General features: G+C 58.1%; 26 protein-coding genes. 17 read left to right on the top strand and 9 right to left on the bottom strand.

Features of this window, described 5'->3' with window-relative positions; genetic code table 11:
* The first annotated feature begins 143 nt into the window (after nt 1–143).
* The 6 genes from HKD32_RS10240 (at nt 144) to HKD32_RS10215 (ending at nt 6,174) form a co-directional block, all read left to right on the top strand.
* A complete protein-coding gene (locus tag HKD32_RS10240) occupies nt 144–1,364 on the top strand; it encodes an NAD(P) transhydrogenase subunit alpha (RefSeq protein WP_194257936.1) in 1,221 nt (406 codons plus the stop codon).
* Nucleotides 1,361–1,681, top strand: a complete 321-nt coding sequence (locus HKD32_RS10235; protein ID WP_010502024.1) for an NAD(P) transhydrogenase subunit alpha — start codon at nt 1,361–1,363, stop codon at nt 1,679–1,681. Before HKD32_RS10240 ends, HKD32_RS10235 begins: the two co-directional genes overlap by 4 nt.
* The gene (locus HKD32_RS10230; RefSeq protein ID WP_194257935.1) at nt 1,678–3,099 is read left to right on the top strand and encodes an NAD(P)(+) transhydrogenase (Re/Si-specific) subunit beta; all 1,422 of its coding nucleotides are present in this window, start codon (nt 1,678–1,680) and stop codon (nt 3,097–3,099) included. Before HKD32_RS10235 ends, HKD32_RS10230 begins: the two co-directional genes overlap by 4 nt.
* 24 nt (nt 3,100–3,123) lie before the next feature.
* A complete protein-coding gene (gene adhP / locus HKD32_RS10225) occupies nt 3,124–4,152 on the top strand; it encodes an alcohol dehydrogenase AdhP (protein WP_010502028.1) in 1,029 nt (342 codons plus the stop codon).
* 20 nt (nt 4,153–4,172) lie between these two features.
* Nucleotides 4,173–5,156, top strand: a complete 984-nt coding sequence (locus tag HKD32_RS10220) for a zinc-dependent alcohol dehydrogenase family protein (protein WP_194257934.1) — start codon at nt 4,173–4,175, stop codon at nt 5,154–5,156.
* A 136-nt stretch (nt 5,157–5,292) separates the two neighbouring features.
* On the top strand, nt 5,293–6,174 hold the full coding sequence (locus HKD32_RS10215; protein ID WP_194257933.1) for an alpha/beta fold hydrolase: 882 nt from the start codon (nt 5,293–5,295) through the stop codon (nt 6,172–6,174).
* Here HKD32_RS10215 and HKD32_RS10210 read toward each other — a convergent pair.
* Together HKD32_RS10210 and HKD32_RS10205 are read right to left on the bottom strand one after the other, a co-directional pair.
* Complete coding sequence (locus HKD32_RS10210) at nt 6,171–7,142, bottom strand: cation diffusion facilitator family transporter (protein WP_194257932.1); 972 nt, start codon at nt 7,140–7,142, stop codon at nt 6,171–6,173. The genes HKD32_RS10215 and HKD32_RS10210 overlap by 4 nt on opposite strands.
* 150 nt (nt 7,143–7,292) lie before the next feature.
* On the bottom strand, nt 7,293–7,748 hold the full coding sequence (locus HKD32_RS10205; RefSeq protein ID WP_194257931.1) for a GatB/YqeY domain-containing protein: 456 nt from the start codon (nt 7,746–7,748) through the stop codon (nt 7,293–7,295).
* Between the two features lie 219 nt (nt 7,749–7,967).
* Here HKD32_RS10205 and carA point away from each other — a divergent pair, with 219 nt between their 5' ends.
* Together carA and carB are read left to right on the top strand one after the other, a co-directional pair.
* A complete protein-coding gene (gene carA / locus HKD32_RS10200) occupies nt 7,968–9,329 on the top strand; it encodes a glutamine-hydrolyzing carbamoyl-phosphate synthase small subunit (protein ID WP_194257930.1) in 1,362 nt (453 codons plus the stop codon).
* A gap of 3 nt (nt 9,330–9,332) precedes the next feature.
* The gene (gene carB, locus HKD32_RS10195; protein ID WP_194257929.1) at nt 9,333–12,587 is read left to right on the top strand and encodes a carbamoyl-phosphate synthase large subunit; all 3,255 of its coding nucleotides are present in this window, start codon (nt 9,333–9,335) and stop codon (nt 12,585–12,587) included.
* Between the two features lie 54 nt (nt 12,588–12,641).
* Here carB and HKD32_RS10190 read toward each other — a convergent pair whose 3' ends face one another.
* Nucleotides 12,642–12,848 (bottom strand): helix-turn-helix domain-containing protein, encoded by a 207-nt coding sequence (locus HKD32_RS10190; RefSeq protein ID WP_062504611.1) that lies wholly within the window; start codon nt 12,846–12,848, stop codon nt 12,642–12,644.
* A gap of 248 nt (nt 12,849–13,096) precedes the next feature.
* On the opposite strand from HKD32_RS10190, the gene greA reads away from it, so the two are divergent.
* Genes greA through HKD32_RS10175 form a run of 3 tightly spaced genes read left to right on the top strand, consistent with a single transcriptional unit; the run spans nt 13,097 to nt 15,138 of the window.
* Entirely contained in the window at nt 13,097–13,570 is a 474-nt protein-coding gene (gene greA / locus HKD32_RS10185; RefSeq protein ID WP_007282780.1) for a transcription elongation factor GreA, read from the top strand.
* Complete coding sequence (locus HKD32_RS10180) at nt 13,570–14,796, top strand: threonine ammonia-lyase (protein ID WP_061932433.1); 1,227 nt, start codon at nt 13,570–13,572, stop codon at nt 14,794–14,796. The genes greA and HKD32_RS10180 overlap by 1 nt, the downstream gene beginning before the upstream one ends.
* 6 nt (nt 14,797–14,802) lie before the next feature.
* Nucleotides 14,803–15,138, top strand: a complete 336-nt coding sequence (locus tag HKD32_RS10175) for an energy transducer TonB (protein WP_061932431.1) — start codon at nt 14,803–14,805, stop codon at nt 15,136–15,138.
* A 9-nt stretch (nt 15,139–15,147) separates the two neighbouring features.
* On the opposite strand, the gene HKD32_RS10170 is transcribed toward HKD32_RS10175, so the two are convergent.
* From HKD32_RS10170 to msrB, 3 genes are all read right to left on the bottom strand, one after another.
* Entirely contained in the window at nt 15,148–15,435 is a 288-nt protein-coding gene (locus HKD32_RS10170; protein WP_061932429.1) for a DUF1330 domain-containing protein, read from the bottom strand.
* A gap of 96 nt (nt 15,436–15,531) precedes the next feature.
* A complete protein-coding gene (upp, locus tag HKD32_RS10165) occupies nt 15,532–16,170 on the bottom strand; it encodes a uracil phosphoribosyltransferase (RefSeq protein ID WP_010502049.1) in 639 nt (212 codons plus the stop codon).
* A complete protein-coding gene (msrB, locus tag HKD32_RS10160) occupies nt 16,167–16,586 on the bottom strand; it encodes a peptide-methionine (R)-S-oxide reductase MsrB (protein WP_061932427.1) in 420 nt (139 codons plus the stop codon). The genes upp and msrB overlap by 4 nt, the downstream gene beginning before the upstream one ends.
* Nucleotides 16,587–16,733: 147 nt before the next feature.
* Here msrB and HKD32_RS10155 point away from each other — a divergent pair, with 147 nt between their 5' ends.
* The 6 genes from HKD32_RS10155 to HKD32_RS10130 all read left to right on the top strand — a co-directional run bounded on the left by HKD32_RS10155 (nt 16,734) and on the right by HKD32_RS10130 (nt 23,104).
* Entirely contained in the window at nt 16,734–16,925 is a 192-nt protein-coding gene (locus tag HKD32_RS10155) for a CsbD family protein (protein WP_026017457.1), read from the top strand.
* Nucleotides 16,926–17,046: 121 nt separating this feature from the next.
* Nucleotides 17,047–18,585: a 2,3-bisphosphoglycerate-independent phosphoglycerate mutase gene (gpmI, locus tag HKD32_RS10150; protein WP_061932425.1), complete on the top strand. Its 1,539-nt coding sequence runs from the start codon at nt 17,047–17,049 to the stop codon at nt 18,583–18,585.
* Complete coding sequence (locus HKD32_RS10145; protein ID WP_061932423.1) at nt 18,572–19,861, top strand: murein hydrolase activator EnvC family protein; 1,290 nt, start codon at nt 18,572–18,574, stop codon at nt 19,859–19,861. Before gpmI ends, HKD32_RS10145 begins: the two co-directional genes overlap by 14 nt.
* Nucleotides 19,862–19,985: 124 nt before the next feature.
* Nucleotides 19,986–21,452 carry a S41 family peptidase gene (locus HKD32_RS10140; RefSeq protein WP_061932421.1) on the top strand — a complete coding sequence of 489 codons (1,467 nt, stop codon included), beginning with the start codon at nt 19,986–19,988 and terminating at the stop codon, nt 21,450–21,452.
* Nucleotides 21,453–21,482: 30 nt separating this feature from the next.
* Nucleotides 21,483–22,595: a divergent polysaccharide deacetylase family protein gene (locus HKD32_RS10135; RefSeq protein WP_061932419.1), complete on the top strand. Its 1,113-nt coding sequence runs from the start codon at nt 21,483–21,485 to the stop codon at nt 22,593–22,595.
* Nucleotides 22,592–23,104 carry an RNA pyrophosphohydrolase gene (locus HKD32_RS10130; RefSeq protein ID WP_010502056.1) on the top strand — a complete coding sequence of 171 codons (513 nt, stop codon included), beginning with the start codon at nt 22,592–22,594 and terminating at the stop codon, nt 23,102–23,104. The genes HKD32_RS10135 and HKD32_RS10130 overlap by 4 nt, the downstream gene beginning before the upstream one ends.
* Here HKD32_RS10130 and HKD32_RS10125 read toward each other — a convergent pair.
* The 3 genes from HKD32_RS10125 to HKD32_RS10115 are packed head-to-tail and all read right to left on the bottom strand — an operon-like array spanning nt 23,062 to nt 26,665.
* Entirely contained in the window at nt 23,062–24,816 is a 1,755-nt protein-coding gene (locus HKD32_RS10125; protein WP_061932417.1) for an ABC transporter ATP-binding protein, read from the bottom strand. The genes HKD32_RS10130 and HKD32_RS10125 overlap by 43 nt on opposite strands.
* 47 nt (nt 24,817–24,863) lie before the next feature.
* Entirely contained in the window at nt 24,864–26,075 is a 1,212-nt protein-coding gene (locus HKD32_RS10120; RefSeq protein ID WP_061932415.1) for a CCA tRNA nucleotidyltransferase, read from the bottom strand.
* Complete coding sequence (locus HKD32_RS10115) at nt 26,072–26,665, bottom strand: DUF1285 domain-containing protein (RefSeq protein ID WP_061932413.1); 594 nt, start codon at nt 26,663–26,665, stop codon at nt 26,072–26,074. Before HKD32_RS10115 ends, HKD32_RS10120 begins: the two co-directional genes overlap by 4 nt.
* Between the last annotated feature and the right edge of the window lie 2 nt (nt 26,666–26,667).

The following is a 26,667-nucleotide window of genomic DNA, read 5'->3' as shown; positions in this document are numbered from 1 at the left end:
TTTTTTCTTTTGACACCCATCAAGGGAAGAGAGGCAAATATAGCGTCAATATGGCAGTCGAACGAGGCGCAGCCCCTGCATCCCTTTAGTGGGGTGGATGAGTCGCGCCTTCACAAAAGATTAAAGACGCAGGATTTCAACCTATGACCGTCAAAATCACGGTATTAAAAGAACAGGACGAAGGTGGCGAACGCCGCGTCGCCCTGATCCCGCAGGTTGTCGAGCGCCTCAGCAGCCTCGGCGTCTCTTTCGCGATGGAAAACGGGGCCGGTGCCGCCTCTTCCTATCCGGATGAAACCTATAAAGACGTAACCCTTTCAACAGACCGGAAGGCCCTGCTCAGCGACGCGGACATCGTCCTCGCCGTTCAGCCGCCAACCATTGAAACCGTTCAGGCCATGAAGCCCGGCGCCATTCTGGTGTCCTTCATCTACGGCCGAAACCATCCAGATCTGGTCAAGGCCCTGCGCGACCAGAAAGTAACCTGCTTCGCCATGGAACTGGTTCCCCGCATTTCCCGCGCACAGGCCATGGACGCCCTGTCCAGTCAGGCAACCCTCGCAGGCTATTACGCCGTGCTGCTCGGGTCCGTGCACATGACCAAGATCCTTCCCATGATGACCACCGCCGTTGGCTCCCTGCGGGCCGCACAGGTTCTGGTCATGGGCCTTGGCGTCGCTGGCCTACAGGCCCTCGCCACTGCCAAGCGCCTTGGCGCGGTGACAGAAGGCTATGACGTCCGACCTGAGACACGCGAAGAAGCCCAGTCTCTCGGTGCAAAATTCGTCGATACCGGCGTGAATGCGACAGGAACCGGCGGATACGCCCGCGAACTGACGGACGAAGAAAAGCAGACGGTCCGCAAGGCCATCAGCGATCACATTGCCCGTGCTGACCTGATCGTCACCACAGCCGCAGTCCCCGGCAAGAAGGCCCCCCGCCTGATTGATGCCGAGCAGATCAAGGCCATGAAACCCGGCTCCGTCATCATCGACCTTGGTGCAGAAGGCGGCGGCAACTGTGAGGGCACACAGGCTGGCCAGACGGTTCAAGTTGGCCCGACCACGATCGTGGGCCCGATCAATGTTCCGTCCATGCTCGCTCTTCAGGCCAGTGAACTCTACTCCAAGAATATCATGCATCTGCTCCAGCAGATCCTGACCAAAGACGGTCAGATCCAGCTGGATTTCACGGACGAAGTCATTTCCGGCACCGCCCTCACTCATGATGGCTACATCACGAACGAAGGCATCCGCACGGCCGTCGATCCGAATTCCCCGGCACCGCCCGCACCGCAACCCCCTGCCCCGGCTGCCGCTCCCGCCGCACCGGCACAGGCTTCAGGACAGGAGGCCGCACGATGATCACCGCAATGACCTTCATCATCGCGCTCTACATCTTCATGCTCGCCGCCTTCACGGGCTACGAGGTCATAAGCCGCGTGCCCTCCATTCTGCACACACCGCTGATGTCCGGCTCGAACTTCGTGCACGGCATCGTGGTCGTAGGTGCGCTGACAGCCCTGTTCAACGCCTCTTCCGTCCTTGAACAGATCGTCGGCTTCCTTGGCGTCGTCATGGGTGCCGGTAACGTCGTCGGCGGTTACGTCGTGACAGACCGCATGCTGGCCATGTTCAAACCCAGTGACAAAGCTGCTCCGCAGAAGGGAGCACAGAAATGATTCTCCTCGAATATATCGTCGCCATCAGCGCCCTGATCGCCTCCGGCCTGCTGGTCTACGGTCTCAAGCGCATGTCCTCTCCCGTCACGGCCGTTTCCGGCATCGTGACGGCTGGCTGGGGTATGCTCTTCGTCACAGTTGCCAGCTTCCTCGGCATTTTCAGCGTTTCTGAAGCTGCAAAGCCGCATCTGGTCATCAATGTCATTCTGGCCATTCTTGGCCTCGTCATCGGTGGTGGCTGGGCTGGCTGGAAAGGCCGCAGCGTTGCCATGACGGCCATGCCGCAGATGGTCGCTCTCTTCAACGGCATGGGTGGCGGTGCTGCCGCAGCAGTGTCCGTCATCGCTCTGACTGGCCCGAAAGAAACAGGCATCGTTCCGCTTCTCGTCACCGTCGCCGGTGGCCTGATCGGCAGCATGTCCCTGTCAGGGTCCATCATCGCCTGGGCCAAGCTCGATGGCCGGATGAACAAGCCGATCCGCTTTGGCGGCCAACGTATCGTCAATGCTACCGTCTTTATGCTGACCGTCCTGCTCGGCATCATGGCAGCCTTCCTGTACCATCAGGATGGCGGCGGTATCGCCACGCTGCTGTTCTTCATCGGTGCTCTGCTGGCTGGTATCTGCATGACGATCCCCATCGGCGGCGCAGACATGCCGGTCGTGATCTCGCTCTACAACGCCTTCACGGGTCTGGCCGTCGGCCTCGAAGGCTATGTCATGGCCGATCCGGCCCTGATGATCGCCGGTATGGTCGTGGGTTCTGCCGGTACACTGCTGACGGTCATGATGGCCAAAGGCATGAACCGCTCCATTTCCAACGTGCTGTTCAGTAATTTCGGTGAAGCTTCTGCCTCCACGGCCACAGGTCCGCAGAAAGAAGCCAAATCCGTCGCTCCGGGCGATGCTGCCACGACGATGCGCTATGCCTCGTCTGTCATCATCGTTCCGGGTTACGGTCTGGCCGTCGCTCAGGCTCAGGGCAAGCTGTACGACTTCGTCAAGCAGCTTCAGGCCGCAGGCGTGGATGTCAAGTTCGCCATCCACCCGGTCGCCGGTCGTATGCCGGGCCACATGAACGTGCTGCTCGCCGAAGCCGGCGTCCCGTATGACATGATCTACGATATGGAAGACATCAACGACAGCTTTGCTGACACGGATGTCGCCCTCATTATCGGCGCCAATGACGTAGTGAACCCGTCGGCTCGAACCGACAAGTCCTCCCCGATCTACGGCATGCCGATCCTGAATGCCGACAAGGCCCATCAGGTGTTCGTCATCAAGCGTGGCATGGGCATGGGTTATTCTGCTGTCGAAAACCCGCTCTTCTTCCAGGACAACTGCGCCATGGTCTTCGGCGACGCGCAGGCCGTCCTCAGCAAGATGGTCGAAGCCGTCAAGGCGCTCGGCACATCGTAAACCAGTTCTCAAGGAGACACTTCAATGGCTGATACAATGCTAGCTGCCGTCGTCCGCGAGTTCGGAAAGCCTCTCTCCGTTGAGAGGCTTCCCATCCCCGAGATCCGGCCCGACCAGATCCTCGTCAAGGTTGATACCTGTGGCGTGTGCCACACCGACCTTCATGCTGCGGAAGGAGACTGGCCTGCAAAGCCTAATCCTCCGTTCATCCCCGGCCACGAAGGCGTCGGCCACATCGTTGCAGTTGGCAGCCAGGTCAAACACTCCAAGGTTGGAGACATGGTCGGCGTGCCCTGGCTCTATTCCGCCTGTGGTCACTGCGAACACTGTCTGGGTGGCTGGGAGACACTGTGTAAGGATCAGGATGACACCGGCTATACGGTCAATGGCTGCTTCGCCGAATATGTCGTCGCAGACCCGAACTATGTCGCACACCTGCCCAGCACCATTGACCCGCTTCAGGCAGCACCAGTCCTCTGCGCCGGTCTCACTGTCTACAAGGGCCTCAAGATGACCGAGGCTCACCCCGGTCAGTGGATGGCTATTTCAGGTGTTGGCGGTCTGGGTCAGATGGCCGTTCAATACGCAGTCGCCATGGGCATGAATGTCGTGGCCGTCGATATTGATGACGACAAGCTCGCCACTGCCAAAAAGCTTGGCGCTGCCCTGACCGTCAATGCCAAGGACAAGGACCCGGCAGCCTTTATCCAGCAGGAAGTTGGCGGCGCTCACGGTGCTCTTGTCACGGCTGTGGGCCGCACCGCGTTCTCGCAGGCCATGGGCTATGCCCGCCGTGGGGGCACGATCGTTCTGAACGGCCTGCCACCTGGAGACTTCCCGGTCTCGATCTTCGATATGGTCATGAACGGCACAACCATTCGCGGATCCATCGTCGGCACACGGCTCGACATGATCGAAGCCATGGATTTCTTTGCCCGCGGCAAAGTAAAATCCGTCGTCACCGCAGACAAGATCGAGAACATCAACACGATCTTCGACAACCTCAAGAATGGACGCCTCCAGGGCCGCACGGTTCTGGATTTCCGTTCCTGAGACCTTAGAAAGCACAGCCCATGTTTGCCATGCAGCTCCGCCAACACCACCGGCCTCTGGAATGGGTGGAGCTGCCAGACCCCGAACCCGGACCGGACGAAATCCGCATCCGCATGGGGGCCTGCGGCGTCTGCCGCACAGACCTGCATGTCGTGGACGGCGAACTCGCCAACCCCACCCTTCCGATTATTCCCGGCCATGAAATCGTCGGGCGAATTGATAAACTCGGCAGCAACGTTACGAGCCTGAGTGTTGGGGAACGGGTCGGTATCCCGTGGCTCGGCCATACCTGTGGGCATTGCTATTACTGCACACACGGGATGGAAAATCTCTGCGACCATCCCCTTTTCACAGGCTTCACCCGCAATGGCGGCTACGCAACCATGACGGTTGCTGATGCAAGATATGCCTTTCCCATGGGTGACAAGGGGGAAGACAAGGATCTCGCCCCCCTGCTTTGCGCTGGAATGATCGGCTGGCGCTGTCTCAGCAAAGCTGGAGACGGCAAAAAGATCGGCCTGTATGGCTTCGGAGCCGCCGCTCACATCATCATTCAGGTGCTGCGCTGGCAGGGACGCGAGGTTTATGCCTTCACATCCCCCGGAGACACAGAGAAGCAAGCATTTGCCCGCTCCCTTGGCGCCGTATGGGCAGGCGGTTCAGACGAACTTCCCCCCGAACCACTTGATGCCGTAATCCTGTTTGCGCCTGTCGGCGCGCTGGTTCCAGCCGGGCTAAAAGCCGTTCGCAAGGGCGGAAAGGTCGTGTGTGGCGGCATCCACATGAGCCCGATCCCGTCTTTTTCCTATGATACGCTTTGGGAAGAACGTGAAATCGTCTCCGTTGCCAATCTAACCCGGCAGGACGGGTTGGATTTTCTGAAGCTGGCTCCGGAGATCGGCATCAAGGTCACGAATACGCCTTATGCCCTCAAAGACGCCAATCAGGCTCTAAATGATTTGCGCCATGGCCGCTTTGAAGGCGCGGCTGTCCTGCTTCCATAGCGCAGAAAATATTTCCGTTTCCGCCGTCAGGGCACCCTATTTTTATTCCTGAAGAGAGTTCTTGAAACCATCCCGAGTGGCCAGATATTCTTATTCCACATAAGAAACAAATAATGGGAACGGAGACTTTTATCCTATGTACCGACTGCTAAAAGCTTCCATACTTGCCATTGCTCTCGCAGGGGTCGGCATTTGTCCCGCCAGTCAGGCGCAGACTCTCCCACCTTTAAAGAGCATCTCCGTTTACGGGCAGAAAATCCGCTTTCTGGAAGCCGGAACAGGCCCGGATCTTGTTCTGGTCCACGGCTTGGGAAGTAGCGCCACAATGGACTGGGGCAAAGTCATCCCTGGGCTGGCCCAGCATTATCATGTCATCGCTATGGACCAACTCGGCTTCGGATCATCCGAGAAGCCATTAATCGCCTACGGTATCCAAACATGGGTGGACATGCTGGATGGCTTTCTGAAAGCCAAACACATCACACATTTTATACTTGCCGGGGAATCCCTTGGGGGCTGGATCGCGGGGCTTTACGTCGTCGAAGCCGCACAAGACTCTTCCATGGCCATGCCAAGTCGTCTTGTCCTAAGCGATGCAGCGGGTCACCGATCACTCGTCGAGCACGGATTACCTCTTTTCGGCCCCGTCTCATTTTCCGGAATCCGTACAGGACTCAGAGGCCTGTTTTACAACAAGGCCCTCATTACTGATGACCTGGTGAAAGCAACATTTCAAACCCGGATGGCCGAAGGCGCACAATACACACAGGAAAGTTTTGCAAGAAACGTCAATGCGCCAGACACTTTTCTTGATAACCGCATGGCAGCCATCCAGATCCCAACGCTCGTGATCTGGGGCCAGAATGATCAGGTTATTCCCCTATCGGACGGCCACGATTTTGCCGCCCACATTCCGAACGCTCATCTGGTCATCATTCCACACTCAGGTCATGCCCCAGGCATTGAGCGCCCCGAGGAATTTCTGAACGCTGTAACGCCCTTTCTGGCTTCACACTAAAGCAGCCCCGGTGAATTGAGAGCTGCAGGGATACCGTCTCTTTTGTCCTGAGCCTCAATATACATCCGCAAGACAGCCGGATATCGCGCGCGTGTTGTTTTCTCCAGCATCGAAACGCCTCGCTCTACGTCTCCGGCTGACATCGCATCATCCCAATCCAGAGACAGCAGCACGATAATACTGTCAGGCCCCCGGGTCTCCGTCACAACTTCATTGATTCCAACAATCCCCGGAAGCTTTTGCGCTTCGGCGCGAACAAACGCATCAATTTCCGGATTACTTTCGCCCACAAGAAGAGAGCGCGTCTCATTGGTCAGTAAACCTGCCACGACGACCAGCACGACACCGATCAAAAGCGATGCAATCCCGTCCAGAACATGCAGCCCCGTTACAACGGAAAGCACCGTAAACAGAAGAGCAATCACCAGACTGACCAGAGCAGCCCCATCTTCAAATAATACGACAAACAATCCCGGATCTGCACTTCGACGGATCATTCGCCACAAAGAAACACCCTCGCTCCGAGGCAGGGATTTCACAGCCGCAAAGAAACCATATCCTTCCATGCTGCCAGAAATCGCCAGAATGATGACATTCATCCACCAGCCCGGAAAAACATGCCCCAGCAGATGCACCGGCTGCATCTCCGCCGGGTGCATGACTTTTTCCCAGCCTTCGTACAAAGACGCAACGCCACCGCCCACAAACAGCGCACCCGCTACAACCATCGTCCAGAAATACAGCTCACGATGATATCCAAGCGGGTGCTCTTTGGTTGCCGGAGCCGTAGCTCTCTTCATACCAACAAGCAGCAGGATCTGGTTTCCACAGTCCACGAAAGAATGAACCGTTTCAGCCAGCATGGCAGCCGAGCCTGTCAGAAGTGCTGCCACGCCTTTCACGCAGGCAATGCCAAAATTGACACCCAACGCGATGAAAACGACTTTCGTTGAACCACCAGCAGACATGAAGTCCTCATTTCCGTGAACAAGGACCAACTGAGCCCCTGAATAGTCTGCGTCAAACCCCATGGACCGTCACGGGTTCATTACAGATCGCCACAAAAAAAGCCGCCCTTAAATAAGGACGGCCTTTTGCATACGGGCATAATTGCCTTTTCAGGCAGCAAGCCGAGCCTTCACCAGACCACTAGCCTTGGCCGGATCAAGATCAGCACCAAAGCGCTCTTTCAGAACCGCCATGACCTTGCCCATATCCTTCATGCTCGCGGCACCAACAGCCGTCACAGCCTCATCAATCGCAGCCTTCAGAGTATTCTCATCCAGCTCAGGAGGCAGATAAGACTGGATCGTGGCGATCTCGCCCTCTTCCTTCTCGGCAAGCTCCGGACGACCACCCTGACGGTACATATTTGCAGATTCTGTGCGGGATTTGATCATGGAGCGCAGGGCCGAAATCATGTCTGCTTCCGTTACCTCCCCACTCTTGGCACGCGCCGCAACTTCAAGGTCCTTGAGCTTGGCCGTGATGCCACGGATCTGCGCCACCTTTTCAGACTGACCTGCCTTCATTGCAGCCTTGAGATCGTCCATGATCTGTGCACGAAGTGACATGCGCCTTCTCCCATTTGTTCAGAGGCCCGAGAGCCTCAGTGCCTGTTCATGGCCGCAAACTCGCACAAAAGCAGACGTCCAACAATGGAAGCCCTGCTAAGGGAAGTTTTTTCCCACCCTTTTTTGGTCCACCGAGAATCACATGGGAAAAAACTTCCCATCCGCTTCCTAATCGCTTATCAGACCTGAAAGTGAACACGGAGCCAGGAACGGGCGACCATGGACATCGACAGAATCATCGAAAAAGCCGGAGGTGCAGACGAGATCGCTGCTCTTGCCGGCGTCGGCCTCGAAGCCGTCCGCAAGTGGCGTCAGTCGCGAACCGTGCCGACCAAGCACTGGCCCGCCCTGCTACGCGTTCCCGGAATCGAACTCCAGGACCTGACTTCCGCTGAAACCCCGCAAGAAAGAGAGACGGACGTGTCCAATTCCTGCCCTGCCGGCGCCAATGCCGCCCTTGTCCTTGCAGATGGCACGGTCCTGTGGGGCCGAGGCTTCGGCGCCCATACCGATGGTGCCGTCGGTGAACTCTGCTTCTCCACCGGCATGACCGGCTATCAGGAAACCCTGACGGACCCGTCTTTCGCCGGGCAGATCGTGACCTTCACCTTCCCGCATATTGGCAATGTCGGCACGAACACGGACGACAATGAAGCGCCGAAGATGGCCGCTCTTGGCGCCGTCGTGAAGGAAGACGTCACCGCTCCGGCAAGCTGGCGTTCCATGGAATCCCTCGATGGCTGGCTGAAGCAGCATGGCCGCGCAGGTATCAGCGGAGTAGACACCCGCGCAGTAACCCGCTCCCTGCGTGACAATGGCCCGCAAACTGCCATTCTTGCCTTCCCGGCGAATGGTCGGATCGACACCGACAGCCTGCTGAACCGCGCCCGCCAGTGGCCCGGCCTCGAAGGCATGGACCTTGCAAAAGAGGTCACGCAGCCAAAGCGCGTCTGGACAGAAGGCGTATGGGAAAGCACACGTCCGGCCCGTACCGAGAACCGACGCCGCGTGGTCGCCATGGACTACGGCGCCAAGGACAACATCCTGCGCTGCCTCGTGACCGCTGGTTGTGACGTCACGGTTCTGCCCGCGACCGCTACGGCTGAGGAAATTCTGGAACTGAAGCCCGAAGGTGTGTTCCTGTCCAACGGCCCGGGCGACCCGGCAGCAACCGGCACCTACGCCGTCCCGGCCATCAAGAGCGTTCTGGATGCCAACGTCCCAGTCTTTGGCATCTGCCTTGGCCATCAGCTTCTCGCACAAGCCCTCGGCGGAAAGACCTACAAGCTGGATCGTGGCCATCGCGGCGCCAACCAGCCCGTCAAGGACATCGAAAGTGGCCGTGTGGAAATCACCAGCCAGAACCATGGCTTCGCCGTGGATGAGAAGTCCCTGCCCGCCGATGTGAAAGTGACGCATGTGAGCCTGTTCGATGGCTCCAACGAAGGCATTGCTTCCACCGCGAAGGATGCCTTCTCCGTTCAGTATCACCCCGAGGCCAGCCCTGGTCCGTCTGACAGTTTCTATCTTTTCGAGCGTTTCGTCGCGGTCATGGACCGTCGCGCCAAAGCAGGAGCCTGAGCCATGCCAAAACGGACAGACATCAAGTCCATCCTGATCATCGGCGCAGGCCCGATCGTTATCGGACAGGCCTGCGAGTTCGATTACTCTGGCGCACAGGCCTGTAAGGCCCTGCGTGAGGAAGGCTATCGCGTTATCCTCATCAACTCCAACCCGGCCACGATCATGACCGATCCGGGCCTGGCGGACGCGACCTATATCGAGCCGATCACGCCGGAATTCGTCGAGCGCATCATCCTCAAGGAAAAGCCCGACGCCGTCCTGCCGACCATGGGTGGCCAGACAGCCCTGAACGCCGCCATGGCGCTCGACAAGTCCGGCTTTCTCAAGAAGCACAATGTGGAACTGATCGGCGCGGACGCAGAGGTCATTGATCGCGCGGAAGACCGCCAGAAGTTCCGCGAGGCCATGGACGAGATCGGGATCGAAAGCCCGCGCAGCACCATTGCCCATACACTGGAAGAAGCCCGCGCAGCGCTAGCCGATGTCGGCCTGCCCGCCATTATTCGCCCGTCCTTCACTATGGGCGGCGCTGGCGGCGGCATCGCGTATAACCGTGAAGAGTTTGACCAGATCGTCGCGGGCGGCCTCGATGCCTCCCCGACGACGGAAGTTCTGATTGAAGAGTCCGTTCTCGGCTGGAAAGAGTACGAGATGGAAGTGGTCCGCGACACCGCGGATAACTGCATCATCATCTGCTCCATCGAAAACATCGACCCGATGGGCGTGCATACCGGTGACTCTATTACCGTCGCACCAGCACTGACGCTGACCGACAAGGAATACCAGCGCATGCGCGACGCCTCACTGGCGTGCCTGCGCAAGATCGGCGTCGAGACCGGTGGCTCCAACGTGCAGTTCGGTGTCAATCCGGCTGATGGCCGCATGGTCGTCATCGAAATGAACCCGCGCGTCTCCCGGTCTTCCGCGCTGGCGTCCAAGGCAACCGGCTTCCCGATCGCCAAGATCGCCGCCAAGCTGGCCGTTGGTTACACGCTGGACGAACTCAAGAACGACATCACCAAGACGACCCCGGCCTCCTTCGAGCCGACGATCGACTACGTTGTCGCCAAAATTCCCCGCTTCACGTTCGAGAAGTTCCCTGGCTCTCCGGCCCTGCTTTCGACGTCCATGAAGTCGGTCGGCGAAGCCATGTCCGTAGGCCGCTCCTTTGCCGAAGCCATCCAGAAGGGCTTCCGCTCCATGGAAACGGGCCTGACCGGTCTGGACCCGGTTGAAGCACCCGGCGACGGCTCCAAGGACGCCTATCTGGCTGCCCTCGCAGAACCACGCCCCGAGCGTATCCTGATGGCCGCACAGGCGCTCCGCGCTGGCCTGACGGTTGAGGAAGTTCAGCAGGCCTGCAAGTTCGAACCATGGTTCCTGCGCCAGCTTGAAGACATCATCGCGTCAGAGCGTGACGTTGAGAAGAATGGCCTCCCCAAGGACGCCTACGGCTTCCGTCGCCTGAAGGCTCAGGGCTTCTCGGACCGTCAGCTTGCCCGCCTGTCAGGTCAAAACGAAGCAGACGTTCTGGCACAGCGCGAAGCTTTGAGCGTCGTACCAGTCTATCGCCGCATCGACACCTGCGCCGCCGAGTTCGCCTCCGACACGCCGTATCTGTACTCCACCTATGAAGGCGGGTTCGGCACACCGGAATGTGAAAGCCAGCCGACAGGCCGCGACAAGATCATCATTCTGGGCGGTGGCCCGAACCGGATCGGTCAGGGCATCGAGTTCGATTACTGCTGCGTTCATGCCGCTTACGCCCTGCGAGAAGCTGGCTTTGAAACAGTCATGGTCAACTGCAACCCGGAAACGGTCTCCACGGACTACGACACGTCCGACCGCCTGTATTTCGAGCCACTTACAGCCGAAGACGTCATTGCCCTCATCCGCACGGAAGCGCGTGGCGGTAAGGTTCTGGGCTGCATCGTGCAGTATGGCGGCCAGACCCCGCTGAAGCTTTCCCGCGCACTGGAAGAGGCAGGCATCCCACTCCTCGGCACCCCTGCCGATGCGATTGACCGCGCCGAAGACCGCGAACGTTTCCAGGCCATGCTGCGCAAGCTCGGTCTACGCCAGCCACGCAACGGCATCGCCCGCACGCCCGCAGACGCTGAAAAGGTTGCGGAAGAAGTTGGTTATCCGGTCGTTGCCCGCCCATCCTACGTTCTGGGCGGACGCGCGATGGAAATCGTGTATGACAATGCTGGTCTGAAGCATTACCTCAACACGGTTCTTCGTGCTGCCGGACCGGAAGTTTCAACCGGCCCGATCCTGCTCGACCATTACCTGAACGACGCCATCGAAGCCGATGTGGACTGCATTGCCGACGGCGAGACGGTCTATGTCGCCGGCGTCATGGAGCACATCGAAGAAGCCGGTATCCATTCCGGTGACTCGGCCTGCTCCCTCCCGCCCTACACGCTCTCCCCGGCGCTGGTGACAGAACTCCGCGCCCAGACGGAAGCCATGGCTCGTGAGCTTGGCATCCGTGGCCTGATGAACGTGCAGTACGCCATCAAGGATCAGGAAGTCTTCGTTCTTGAAGTGAACCCACGCGCATCCCGTACCGTACCGTTCGTCGCCAAAGCGACAGGCGTTCCGGTTGCAAAGATTGGTGCCCGTGTCATGGCTGGCGCGCGCCTGTCCGAGTTCCGTCTGGATGGCGGCGCAGTCTCCCCGCATGTCGCCGTCAAGGAAGCCGTCTTCCCGTTCCATCGCTTTGCGAACGCTGACACGATCCTTGGTCCGGAAATGCGCTCCACGGGTGAAGTCATGGGGCTGGATTCCAGCTTCGAACGCGCTTTTGCCAAGTCGCAGCTTGCTGCTGGCGTGAAGCTGCCTCTGTCCGGAACAGTCTTCCTATCCGTCCGTGACAGCGACAAGGGGCATGTCCAGCCGCTGGCCCGCAAGCTTGTGGAAATGGGATTCACCATCCTTGCCACCAGTGGGACGGCATCACGCCTTGAAGCGGCCAACATTCCCGTGAAGCGCGTCAACAAGGTGATGCAGGGCCGCCCGAACTGCGTGGATGCCATCCGCTCCGGCGACGTGCAGATGGTCATCAACACGTCTCAGGGCGGTCAGGCGGCGCGTGACAGCTACGACATCCGTCGCGGCGCCCTGACAATGGGTATCCCGCATTACACAACGATTGCCGGTGCACGCGCTGCAACATACGCAATCGCCGTCCTCAAAGAAGGCGATTTGGGCGTTGCGCCACTCCAGTCTTACTTCAAAGGCGAGTTCTAACATCTCCTCATAACAAAAAAGCCCGTCAGAATAATCTGGCGGGCTTTTTTGTTCTTACTCGCCCGAATACCGAAGAATATCCCCCGGCTGGCAGTCGAGCACGCGACATAGAGCCTCCAGAGTGGAAAACCTGATCGCCTTTGCCTTGCCAGTCTTGAGAATGGAAAGGTTGGCAAGCGTCAGACCCACCTTCTCCGACAACTCCGTCAAAGACATGCCCCGCTCTTTCAGAAGCTCATCCAGACTGATCCGGACAGGCATCAGATGACCTCATCTATTTCAGATTGAAGCCGGTTACCTAACTTAAATACAGTTCCTCTACTTGAGACAGACCATATTTTCCTATGTTGTTTTCCTGACATCAGGATCTTGAATCCTTACCCTTGGCGCTTTGTTTTATTATCGCTAATCGATAAATAAAAACACCCTACCTTGCATAAAACCCCCTGAAATCCTATGTTGTCTGGCTATTCATTCAATTTCAGCTATGCTTTCTCAAGGATTTCAGAGTGCAGAAGATCCCAATGACCGCGCAGGGACTACAGCGTCTCGAAGACGAACTGCGAACTCTCAAGAGCGTCGATCGTCCCGCAGTCATTCGCGCCATTGCGGAAGCACGCGAACACGGCGATCTTTCTGAAAACGCAGAGTATCATGCCGCTCGTGACCGCCAGTCCTTCATCGAAGGACGCGTGCTTGAGCTTGAAAGCATCGTCTCCTCCGCCGACGTGATTGATCCTTCCACGTTCACAGGCACCAAGGTCCGCTTCGGCGCGCATATCGAAGTCGTGGATGAAGAGACAGACAAGGAAAACGCCTACCAGATCGTCGGCGTCCATGAAGCCGACATCAAGCAGGGCCTGATCTCCATCTCGTCCCCGCTCGCCAAAGCCCTGATCGGCAAGGATGTGGGCGATACCATCTCCGTTCCCGCTCCCGGCGGCGACCGCACCTACGAGATCCTGAAAGTCACATACCGCTAATGTCTGACGTCCTGACGTCCACCGCCCCTGTCGTTACCATCCAGGACATCGAGAGCGCCCATGAGCGCATCGCGTCCACAGTGGTACGCACGCCAACGATTACCTGCCCCGCCCTGTCCCGTCTGACAGGCGCGGACATTACGCTCAAGCTCGAAAACCTTCAGGCCATTGGCTCCTTCAAGGAGCGGGGTGCTGCCAACAAAATGGCGCTCCTGACGGCTGAAGAACGCGCACGCGGCGTGATTACCGTCTCGGCAGGCAATCACGCGCAGGGAGTGGCCCGTCAGGCCAGTCTTCTTGGTATCGACGCCACCATCGTCATGCCGCGCTTTACGCCAGCATCAAAGGTTGCGGCAACGCAGGCCTGGGGCGCAAACGTGGTTCTGGCTGGCGACGATTTTGCGCAGGCCTGCATCACAGCAGAAGACCTTCAGAAAACGGAAGGACGCGTCCTCGTCCATCCGTTCAATGATCCTGCCGTCATTGCAGGACAGGGCACGGCGGCTCTGGAACTGCTTCAGGACGCCCCCCAGATTGACACGGTCGTTGTGCCAGTTGGTGGTGGTGGTCTGATTGGTGGCTTTGCAACCGTGATGGCGGCCTTACGGCCGGACGTGGAAGTCATTGGCGTACAGGTCGAGGCCTATGCATCCCTGGCTGCCTTCCCTCAAGAGGGAGGCCCGACGCTCGGCGGCTCCACGATCGCGGAAGGCATTGCCGTTACCACGATGGGCGAACACTGCCTGAACGCATTCCGCCACCGGATTTCCAGAATTCTGGTAGTCAATGAGCTTCAGGTCGAAAGCGCCATCACCACGCTCGCCGAGAAAGCCAAACAGGTCTGCGAAGGAGCCGGGGCCACGGGACTGGCTGCCGTTATCGCCAATCCGGAACTGTTCAAGGATCGAAAAGTCGCCCTTCCCCTGTCTGGTGGCAACATCAACGCCCGTATTCTGGCAAACACAATCCTGCGCTCGCTTCTGCGGGACGGACGCATCCTACGCCTGATTTTCCAGATCCCCGACCGACCCGGCATGCTGGCCGATATTTCGGCCCGGATTGGCAATTACGGTGGAAACATCATCGAAGTGTCCCATCACCGTCTGTTCGCCTCCCCATCCGTGCAAACGGCAGAACTGGTCGTGATGATTGAAGCCCGCGATACGGAGCATGCCAAACAGATCGAGACCGATCTGTCCCGGCATTACATCGTACGCAGGGACTAAAAACTCATGTATTCTTTCATACTGGCTGCCGCCACAGGCCTCATGCTCGCAGGTAGCCCCAATCTTCCAGAAAACTCGGACCTTCAGCAGAAGCCCGGCGCAGGGACGCCAGAATATCCTATTGAAGCCTTTGAACATGGTGAAACTGCCAAGACTGAAGTCTCCTGCGACATCAGCGAAGCAGGCACTCCCTCAAACTGTCACATCGCGAAGTCGAACAACCCCCACTTTAACGCCTCGGCGCTAGAGTTCGTGCAACGTATGCGTTATGTCCCTGCCCGCAGGAACGGCAAAAATATTGCCGTCCCCAATCACATCGAACACGTTGATTTCACGATTTAGAGCAACAGCTCAAACGCCCTCTACAATAACAACATTGTAAGACGCGGCTTTCCAGCGATGCTTTGCGGCAGCCTGATACTCCGGGCTGTCGTACCAGGCACGGGCAGAAGTGATATCCGGAAATTCGATAATGACCACACCGTCCGGCTCAATACCTTCAAGCTTTTCCTGCTTTCCGTAAGCAGCCAGAATTTTGGCGGGATGGCCCTTGAAGGTCTCCCCAACCGTATCTGAGTACGCTTGAAATTCAGCGGGATCTGTCAGTTTGTCGCGAATGAAAATAGCGTAGGCGGTCATGGATGAAACTCCCGAGAAAAGGATGATGATCCATAACCGGCCACAAAACGGCGTAACATTCAGCACACAAGCGCGTGTGCCAAATATTTGCGTCTATTAGCGCGTCCCGAACAGACGGTCGCCAGCATCTCCCAGACCGGGGACAATATAGCCGTGCTCATCAAGCTTCTGATCCACACAACACGTCACGACCTGCACATCCGGATGCAGCTCCGTCATGTGAGCAATTCCTTCCGGAGCTGCTAGCAGACAGGCGAAAACAGGTGCGATTGCTCCCGCTTCTTTAACACGCGTGACAGCAGCAGCAGCAGAGTGCCCGGTGGCCAGCATCGGGTCCAGAACAATGCAGGTCCGGCCCGGAACATCACTCGGCATGTTGAAGTAGTATTCACTGACTTCCAGCGTCTCATGGTCCCGGCGAAGACCAATATGACCGACACGCGCAGACGGCACGAGATCCAGCATTCCATCCAGAAGGCCGTTGCCGGCACGCAGGATGGAGACGAAGCAGAGCTTCTTGCCGTCCAGTTCCTCACCTTCCATGAACCCGCTTGGTGCTTCGATCTGACGCGGCACAAGAGACAGATTACGCGTGGCTTCATAAGCCAGAAGCAGACTGAGTTCACGGGTCAGGCGACGAAAGCCCGCTGTGGATGTGTTCTTATCACGCAGACGGGTCAGCTTGTGGCGCACCAGCGGATGGTCGAGAACGATAGGCGGCAGCGCCTGACTCATGCTTTTTCTCCTGCGGCCGGGCGAAAATCGAGCGCCAGACCGTTCATGCAATACCGTAATCCCGTGGGCGGTGGCCCATCGGGAAAGACATGCCCCAGATGCCCCTGGCAGTTCGCGCAGTGCACTTCCGTGCGAACCATTCCATGGCTCCCATCCCGCGTCGTTTCAACAGCGCCTTCAAGAGGCTGGAAAAACGATGGCCACCCGCTTCCGCTTTCGTATTTCGTCACGGACGAAAACAGATCACGGCCACACCCGGCACAGGCGTAAATCCCAGAACGTTTTTCGTCGTTCAGCGGGCTGGAACCGGGATATTCAGTACCATGCTCCAGCAGAATACGGCGCTGTTCCGGGGTAAGGCCAACACCACATCCGCCACCATTGGCGCCCTTAACGGGACCGCAGCCTTGGGTCATGGTCAGTCTCCAGAAAATCTGAGGTTTTCAGTTTCCGATATATGGAAGCCACATCCCCTTTTGTCACGCATATCTGAAGCTGCGACCGAAACTTCTTCTGCCGAGAGCCGTTTGAAGTCCGTAACTCTTTTTCAGGAGGAGATCATCATGAGCTCCATCGAAGACAAAATCAAAGGTGCTACCAACAAGGTCGTCGGCAAGATCAAGGAAGAAGTTGGTCGTGTCACGAATGACGAAGAGCTTGAAGGTGAAGGCGTCGTCCAGAACCTTAAGGGTCAGGCCCAGACAGCCAAAGGCGACGTCAAGGACGCCGTCAAAAAGGGTGTCGACAAGATCTGACGCTCACGTCACTGTCATGAAACATGCAACGCCCGCCTCTCCGGCGGGCGTTCGCATTTGTGGGGAAAGGTGACATAATGGCCCTCTCTTCTTTCCTCCTCCCGCAAGACAGGAAACAGCCATGTCCTCCACCGCTTCATCCCCCCGCCGCCCTGTCATGCTCGTCATTCTGGACGGGTTCGGCTGGCGTGAGGAGAACTCCGATAACGCGGTGAGACTGGCCAACACACCAACCTTCGATACCCTCTGGGCTAACTCCCCCCATGCCTTTCTCAAAACCTGTGGCGAAGACGTCGGCCTGCCTGACGGTCAGATGGGCAACTCGGAAGTCGGCCACCTGAATATCGGCGCTGGACGCGTTGTCATGCAGGAACTCCCGCGCATTTCGCGGAGCGCACGGGACGGCTCCCTCGCTGAAAATACGGCTCTGAAAGAATTCATCCACGCCCTGAAAGTCTCCGGCGGCACCTGCCATCTCATGGGCCTGATCTCCCCCGGCGGTGTTCATGCCCATCAGGACCATGTCCTTGCACTCGCCAAAATCGTCAGCGCGGCTGGTGTTCCTGTGGCGCTGCACATTTTCAGTGACGGCCGCGACACCGCCCCTCAGTCCGGTCAGGACTACATCCCCGCCCTGCTGGGCGAACTCCCCGAAAGTGTGCAGGTCGCCACAATCAGCGGACGCTATTACGCCATGGACCGTGATCGTCGCTGGGAACGCGTCAAACTGGCTGTCGATGCCATTCGGGACGGCAACGGCCCGCATGCGAACGATCCTCTTTCCGTCCTCAAAGCCAGCTATGCTGAAGACAAGGGAGACGAGTTCGTCATTCCGACAGTGCTCGGCAGTTACGCAGGCATGAAAGACGGAGATGGTATTCTGTCCTGCAATTTCCGCGCAGACCGTATCCGCCAGCTTCTGGATGTTCTGGTCGTGCCGGATTTTGACGGTTACGACAGTGGCAGTCGCATCAATTTCGCCGCTGTCAGTGGCATGACGCGCTACTCTGACCATCTTGCCCCATACATGACGGTCCTCTTTCCGAAGATCCCCCTCGACGATCTTCTGGGAGACGTTGTGTCCAAAGCCGGCAAGGCACAGCTTCGCATGGCCGAGACAGAAAAATTCCCGCACGTCACCTACTTCCTGAACGGTGGTCGAGAGGTCCAGCTTCCGGGTGAAGAGCGTATCCTCGTCCCGTCTCCAAAAGTCGCCACCTATGATCTGCAACCGGAAATGTCGGCTCCTGAACTGACAGATCGCGCTGTGGAAGCCATCGACTCAGGCCGGTTCGACATGATCATCCTGAACTTCGCCAATCCGGACATGGTCGGCCATACCGGCTCCCTTCCGGCAGCCATCAAGGCCTGCGAAACGGTTGACCAAGGCCTTGGCCGTATCAACGACGCTATTACCCGCGCGGGGGGAACACTGATCGTCACTGCAGATCACGGCAACTGTGAAACCATGCGCGACCCCGAAACCGGTGGCGCTCACACGGCCCATACCCTCAACGTCGTTCCGGTCATTCTGGCTCACGCTACAGGCAAGACCATCCATGACGGACGCCTTGCCGATCTGGCTCCGACCCTTCTTGCGCTCCTCGGCCTGCCTCAGCCCGCAGCCATGACAGGCGTTTCCCTGCTTGAAAACGTCTGATCCAGCCAGACTGCTGCCATTGGCTCTGGCGATCTCGCCATGGCTGATGGCGGCCTCTCCGGCAGATCACGCCCATCATCGAGCCGCCGCGCATACTCACCATTCATCTGCTGCCAGCGCGGGACAACAAGCGCTTGCGCGAGCGCAGGCCGCCCGAAAAGCGCTCGAAGCCCAGCAGGCGCAGGAAGCAGCCACTTTACGCGCGCGACAGCAAGCGGCCACTCAGGCGCAACAAAAAGCGCTTCAGGACAATGCCCGCAAAGTCGCGTTTGCCGCACAGACACGCACAGCACAGACAGCCGTTCAGACAACACGCTCCCGTATCGACACTCTGAACGCGGAAATTGATGATCTGAAACAGAAACAGGCTAGTATCAGGCAGGATATTGCCCACGAAAACGAGGCCTTGCAGCCTCTTTTGCCCGTTGCAGCCCGCCTGTCCATTGCGCCTGATGCCGCGCTTCTCGCCTCCCCCTCCGCCGCAACAGACAGCGTAACAGCCCTGTCCATTCTTGGCGGTTTCTCACGCTTGACCCAGCAGCGGGCCGCGCATCTTCAGGCAAAACAGAACGAACTCCAAACAGTCGAAGACGCGCTTGATAGCCGTCAGAAAGAACTGGATGGTCTCCTGAAATCCCAGACACGCCAGCGCGATGTCGCAGCGGCCAGAACAAAGGTCGCGGCCCGTCAGGAAACGCTTTCGGATCAGGCTGCAAAACGCGCCAGATCCGCTGTCGCCGAAGCCATGAAAGCATCTGCTGATCTTTCAGCTGAAATCGAAACCATCGCCCGGCAGGAAGCACAGGCCAAAGCCGAACTTGAGGCAGAGGCCCGTGCGCTAGCAAAGCAGCACCAGATGGAGCAGGCCCGCAAGGCACGCGCACAGGCGAAAGCCCTGTCAGCTGGCAATGGCGTCTCTTCCGGCAGCGGACATGCCCCGGTTTCGGGACATGTCGCCGTCCGTTGGGGACAGGACACAGAGGCTGGTCCCGCTACTGGCATCACTTACGCAGCAGCGTCATCCGCCGCCGTACAGGCCCCCTGCAGCGGACGAATCGTCTTTTCCGGTCCTTTCCGGTCCTTCGGGCAGATGCTGATCCTGGATTGCGGGCAGAATTATCGCTTTGTTCTTTCCGGCCTCGGCTCTCTGGGAGTTTCGAGTGGTCAAAGCGTTAGAAAAGCCGCCACACTTGGGCAAATGCCTGCCTCTGACGGCCTGCTCTTCGTCCAGTTGCGCCATGGCGCACAGATCGTCAGCCCTGCTCCGTTTCTCTGACCCTGTTTTCTGACAGGACAGGACACTGTAAGATCACGTCTTAACATTTCGGCAACCCGTTTCGCGCTAGTCCTGCACAGCAAGAGACGCCGGAAGCACGCCCGTTCCCGAGGATGGAGATCACATGAAGTTCCGTACTGGCCTGTTGCTGGGCACCGCCTTTCTGGCCGGACTGGCTGTCGGACCGGGCGCACTGCGTCTCGTCGGGTCCGCTGGCACTTTCCCTACCGCCGCCCTCGCCCGCGACGTCTCTCATGACAACAGCGCTGAAACCGTTCGTCTCCTGACCCTCCTGGGGACGGTCATGGACGTCGTGAAGGCCGAATACGTTCATCCGGTTTCGGACAAAGACCTCATCAACAACGCGCTTGATGGCATGGTCGGAGAACTGGACCCGCATTCGTCCTACATGACGGCCGCCCAGTTCAAGGACATGCAGACCGAGATTTCCGGCAAATTCGGCGGCCTTGGTCTTCAGGTTCAGGCAGAATCCGGCCATGTCCGTGTGGTATCACCAATCGACGGCACACCTGCTGCCCGCGCGGGTATCCAGACGGGTGATTTCATCACCATGGTCGACCACAAAAGCATTGATGGTCTGACGCTCGATCAGGCCGTTCGCAAGATGCGTGGTGATCCGGGAACCTCCATCAGCCTGACCGTCGTGCGCCCAAAGACAGGTAAGACCCTGACTTTCGACATGAAACGCGAAATCGTTCACGTCCAGATCGTCCGGTCCGCCCTGTACGGCAGCACGGCCTATATCCGCCTTACCGAATTTGATGATGACCTCGAAGGTGCAATGCATACGGCTTTCGACAAGCTGAAAGCAGAAGCCGCCAAAAGCCCTGCCCACAAGCTGACGGGCGTTATTCTGGATCTACGGTCGAACCCTGGTGGCAAGCTCGATCAGGCCATCGCCGTCTCCGATGATTTCATCAAGGAAGGCGAGATTGTCTCCATCCGTGGACGTCACCCGGAAAACAACCAGCGCTGGGATGCCAAGGGAACGGACATCACCAACGGGTTGCCGATCGTGGTCCTGACAAATGGCGGTTCTGCCTCGGCCAGCGAAATCGTTGCCGGTGCCCTGAAGGATCATCGCCGTGCGGTCATTCTTGGCGAAAAGACGTTCGGCAAGGGGTCCGTCCAGACGCTGATCCCGATCGGCGATCAAGGCGCTGTCCGCCTGACAACAGCCCGTTACTATACGCCATCCGGCCGTTCCATTCAGGGACTGGGCATTACGCCTGATATTACGGTTGCAGAAACCAAGGATGACGATGGCTACGGTTATCGTGAGGCTGATCTGTCCCATATCCTAACGAATGTGGGCGGCAACCGCACGGCCGAGACGCCACGCACGGACCTTCCGGAGGTTTCCAAGTCCATTCCGAAGGCTCCCCCTGCGGATTGGCCGAAGTTCGATCTGACAAAACCTGCAACGGACTTCCAGCTTCAACAGGCGATCAAGGTCGTGAATGCCATGGCAGGCATTTCGAACCCGGCCCCTGCGGTTGAACAGGCCACCGAAGTCAAGGCGCCTCCAACTGACAAGAAGGCCGCACCGGCTACCCCTCCGTCGCACTAAATTCATAAAACCAGAAGGACAGTCCAGATCGTGCAGAACCGTCCCGCTTCACCCCGCGCCCCCGGGCGATGGAGCCGTCTTCCCGTTATCGGACGCCTTCTGGTCGCGTTCTGGGGTCTTGTTCTTGTAGGTGGCACGACAGCAGCTCTGATGCTCCGGCATCAGAGCCAGCCTTCCACCCCGGTACGCACGGCAAACAACCAACCTGCCGTCCCCGGTACTCATCAACCGGATGCAGTGGCCGATAATCATTCAGTGCGCCCGCCCGTGATACCAGTCGAGAAGGCGCAGAATACGTCCGCACCTAAACCCGTTCCTGTCACAGCTCCGGTTCCATCGGCGCCAACGATCAAATCTCCGCAGATGCCGCCGCCGATTGCACAAACACCCACTTTCGATCTGAATTCAATCACAGCATCCGGGAAGACGGCCCTTGCCATCGTGCTTCAGGGCTTCGGCTATTCAGATGCCATGACCTACGATGTGCTTTCGCGCATTCCAGCGCCGGTCGCGGTCGGCATATCGCCCTATATTGGCAATCTCCCGGATGTCCTGTCCCGCGCCCGTGCAGCCCATCGAGAAATCTTTGTCACGCTGCCGATGCAGAGCGCTCATCCAGAAAACGTTGATGAAGGCCCGCACGCACTGGGCAATGGCAATTCCGAAGCCGATGATCGCCGTGAGCTGGACTGGTGCCTGTCCCGCGCAGAAGGTGCAACAGGCCTGACTGATGCTTCCGAAGCCGGAGACAGCCAGCCCGGTGGCGGATATGCCACCACGCCTGGTTTCCATCCGATTGAAGACATCATCGCCAGCCATGATTTGCTTTACCTCAGCGGATCACCTCAGGAAGACCGTCATATCCGGGGCATGACTGCGACGGCATGGATCAACGGTGACACCGATGCCGCAACGCTTGATGCACAGCTTGCCGCCCTGCTTCCAGACGGTACAAAACCCACACATATCCTGTTGATGGTTGGTCCGTTGACGCCAGTAGCGATCGATCGTCTTGCAACCTGGCTCAGTGGCCCCGTTGCAAACCGCTTTGTTCTCGTTCCGCCTTCCGCACTGGCAGACAATGGTACAACGAGCGAACAGGCCTCGGCACAGCCCAAAGACATTCAGACGGCTCCCCTATGACCGATTTTTCCAATCTCCCTTACCGTCCCAATGTTGGGGTCGCCCTTTTTAACCGGGAGGGAAAGCTGTTTGTCGCCCGGCGCGCAGATCTGCCAGGAGAGATCTGGCAATGCCCACAAGGTGGCATAGACGAAGGAGAAGACCCTCGGACTGCCGCCTTGCGTGAACTCGCAGAAGAAACAGGCTGCACACGGGCGACAGTCCTGGCAGAACGTCCCGAATGGCTGACTTATGATCTACCAACAGGACTGATCGGCCGGGCACTGGGAGGGAAATACCGCGGGCAGACACAGAAATGGTTTGTTCTCGGTTTCGAGGGAACAGATAGCGACATCCGGCTGGATCTGCATCTTCCTGCAGAGTTTGATCTCTGGGAATGGATAGAGCCGGAAGACCTGCTTCAACGCAATCTGGGCTTCAAACAGGAGCTTTACGAAAAACTCCTGCCAGAACTAAAAACCCTCTATCAGGCTGCTTCCAGCGACTGGCTGCGCACCAACCGGGCATAAAGGCCGTCTTTTTTCAGAAGATCGGCATGCGACCCTGCCTCAACAGCCCGTCCTTCGTCCATCACGACAATCACATCTGCGGACTGAACCGTCGAAAGGCGATGCGCCACAATCACCGTGGTGCGCCCGGTCCGCAGAGTTGCGAGAGCCCCCTGCACCCGAGACTCGCTTTCTGAATCCAACGCACTTGTCGCTTCATCAAGAAGCAGAACGCGGGGATCACGCAGAAGAGCACGCGCAAGCGCTACACGCTGCCTCTGCCCCCCCGAAAGACGGCGCCCCCCTGGACCAACACGTGTTTCCAAGCCATGCGGAAGATTGTCCGCAAAATCGACAGCCGCCATCCGGCAGGCCGCTTCTACGTCCTCACGGCTCGCATCTGGCCGACCAATCCAGATATTTTCGATCAGCGAAAGATCAAACAGTGTGGTGTCCTGACTGACATACGCAATCGCATCACGCAAAGACGCCACCTGCACATCCCGAATATCCACCCCCTCAAGCAGAATACGCCCACCCGACACATCATGCAGACGCGGTATCAGGGACAGTGCCGTTGATTTTCCTGCTCCGCTCGGCCCAACGAGAGCCACAGTCTGACCTGGCTGCACATCAAGCGTCAGACCAGCCAGCCCCACCCGGCCATCCTCGTACTGATAGGATGCCTGCTCAAAAACAAGATGCCCCTTGCCGCCCGGCAAAGACACGGCATCCGTGCGGTCAACAACCGCAGGCGGCTCATCAATGACGGCAAAAACCCGCGCCAGTCCGGCAAGACCTTCCTGCATTGCCGTATTGAGAGAACCCAGCGCACGGATGGGCCGAGCGGCTGTCAGAAGAGCAGTAATAAACGCCGTAAAATCCCCAAGCGTTGCCCCTCCCATGGCCGCACGCCAACCCGCAAACCCCAACACGACAGCCACAGCCGTTCCACCTAGAACCTCCAGAACCGGATCAACACGCGCGCGCCCTTTTGCAATGCGTAGAAACGCGGTGTGCAGCAGATCCAGCGACTGGTCGACACGACTGCTCTCGCGGTCCTCCATGCGGTAAATCCGCACCTGGCGTGCCAGCGCAAAACTTTCATTCAGAAGTGCAGACGTCTCACCAATCTGCTCCTGCATTCCGCCGGACGCCCGACGCACTTTCTTGCCCAGCTTTTGGATCGGAACAGCAGCGACGGGGTACAACACCAACGCAATAAGGCTCAGTTCCCAGTCAGCCCAGATCATGGCGGCCACCAGGCCTACGACCGTCACGGCATCACCCAGCGCATTCACAACACGCACCATGGCTTCACGGATGGAAACGGCATCCGTTGTAAAGCGCGCAGCCCACTGGGCAGGGGCTTCGCGCTCAATGCGTGACACATCAGTCTGAAGGGAATGTCTGAACATGCGGGACTGCAGCCCGCGGATCACCGTCAGAACAAGTCCCTGAACGGCAATCGTCTGCCCATACTGGGAAGCCGCTTTCAGTGTGGTCACAATCACGACCAGCGCTGGCACCTGATACAAAATCCGAGGGTCCTGCGCGGCAAACATGTCCACGGCGCGCTTGATGACGACCGGGTACAGCGCGGTCAGACTGGCCATCAGAACGGTCAGCACAATCACCGTCACGATCTGACGAACGTGATGACGCATTTCGTCCCGCCAGATCCTGCGGATCAGAATCTGGCTATCTGTATCAAGGGCTGTCTTTCTGCTCATGCGTGGGGGTTTAGCAGGCCTCTTGAAAACTGCGAAACCAGACGGCTTTAGTCTGATTTTTTCAGAACTTCGGAGGCTCCCGCCAGATGCATAAGACAGGCTTTTCTGTCAGGCTGACAGCCCTGTTCCAGCCACCAGGATTGCCCGGCCTTCAGCCACGCTCCCATGGCAGGCCCGGGCAACAATCCGGCGTCTTTTGCATCCTGCCCAGTCAATGGAAAAACCGGCTGGGGCATGTGTTGCAAACGCGTCCTCAGACGATCCCACTCTTTATCCGGCACACCGAGAACAGAAGCCTGTGTCAACCAGCTTCTCCCTAGAAGAACAGGAAGAGACTGCCGAAACCGAGCCCGACGGAGATCATCTTCCAGCATGGCCGTGTCAAGAACAGGCGTATTTTCAGCATACTGCCGCAGTTGGTCACGATCCGCATTCGACAGTTTCAGCCGCTCCCCCAAATCACTCCAGTCTGCATGGCAAAGCGCAAACAACCGCAGAAGCGCATCTTCAGGAGCCTGACACACCAGAAGCCTGTGCAGCGCCTGAACATCCGAAGCTGGAACAAGGCATTCTAGAAGCCCTGTTTCTTTCATAACGGAAAGCGTTTCCACGACCCGTGGCCCAGTCAGAATTCTCAGCAGTTCAGAAGCAATACGTTCGGCCGACAACGCATCCATCAGATCCAGCCGTTCCGATATCGCCTGACAGGCCTCTGCATCAGGCTCCCCATGACCATATCGGGCGTCAAACCTGAAAAATCTAAGCGCCCTCAACGCATCTTCTTCAATCCGTCGTCCTGCCTCTCCGACAAACCGAACACGATGATCGGCAAGATCCTTTAAACCACCGAAATAGTCATGAAGAACGTCATGCCGGTCCAGTGACATGGCGTTGATAGTAAAATCCCGACGCGCCGCATCCTCAGCCCAATCTCCCGTCCAGGAAACAACAGCGTGTCTGCCATCTGTTTCCTCATCACGGCGCAGAGTTGTGATTTCGTAAGGTTCCCCTCGAATCACAGCCGTCACTGTGCCATGCGCCAGCCCGGTGGGGATGGTGTTTATTCCACCGGATTTCAGGATGCTCAGGACATCTTCGGGAGCGTCAGGGGTTGCCATATCAAGGTCATGAACCGGCACACCACGCAGAAGATCCCGCACGGCCCCACCAACCAGTCGTGCCTCTGGCAACAAACGCCACACCTCATCCAGACCGCGCCGATCCTTCACGCGGGCCAGAAGTCCCGAAGCCTCTTTCATGGCTGACGTGAAAGCGGGAAAAAACAGTCCTGACTCCAGACGCCCAGACAGGGTTTGCCTTCCGCATGCCCCGGTACGGCCAACGCCGCGAGTTCGAAATGAACAGAGCGACTGATTCGCGCAAGGATCGGAAAATCGCCCTCACCCTCTCTCAGATGCACATAGGGAATAGAACCGCAGTCATCAGCGGGCCGATCCCAGTCACAGGAGATCGGATGGTCCGGCCCGACGCAGACAAGTTCATCCATATTTGTTCGAAAACAGAGCGTCTGACGCCGCCCACAGCTTCCTTTGAAGTCCATTTCCACGGCAATGTAGGGCACATCCTCCACCTGTATAACACCGCTTTCCATCGGTGTTTTCAGCCAGTACGTGCCCTCCGCATCCCGGGTCAGCATGGACGAAAACATGCACAGCATCGCTTTCCGCGTTACCGGAGAACCGCGATAGAGCCATGTTCCATCCCGACGGATCAGAAAGGGCAACTGGCGCACACCCTTGCCTTGACCTGCGTCAGAAATGGTTTCGGATGCCCCTGTCGCGGGGAAAACGTCTGATCGGGAGGCATCCCGACAATCATGCGCGCTCAATT

The organism is Gluconobacter japonicus (assembly GCF_015244665.1).
In the GTDB taxonomy this organism is placed as follows: Bacteria; Pseudomonadota; Alphaproteobacteria; order Acetobacterales; family Acetobacteraceae; genus Gluconobacter; species Gluconobacter japonicus.
This window is presented reverse-complemented; position numbering and strand designations above follow the sequence as displayed.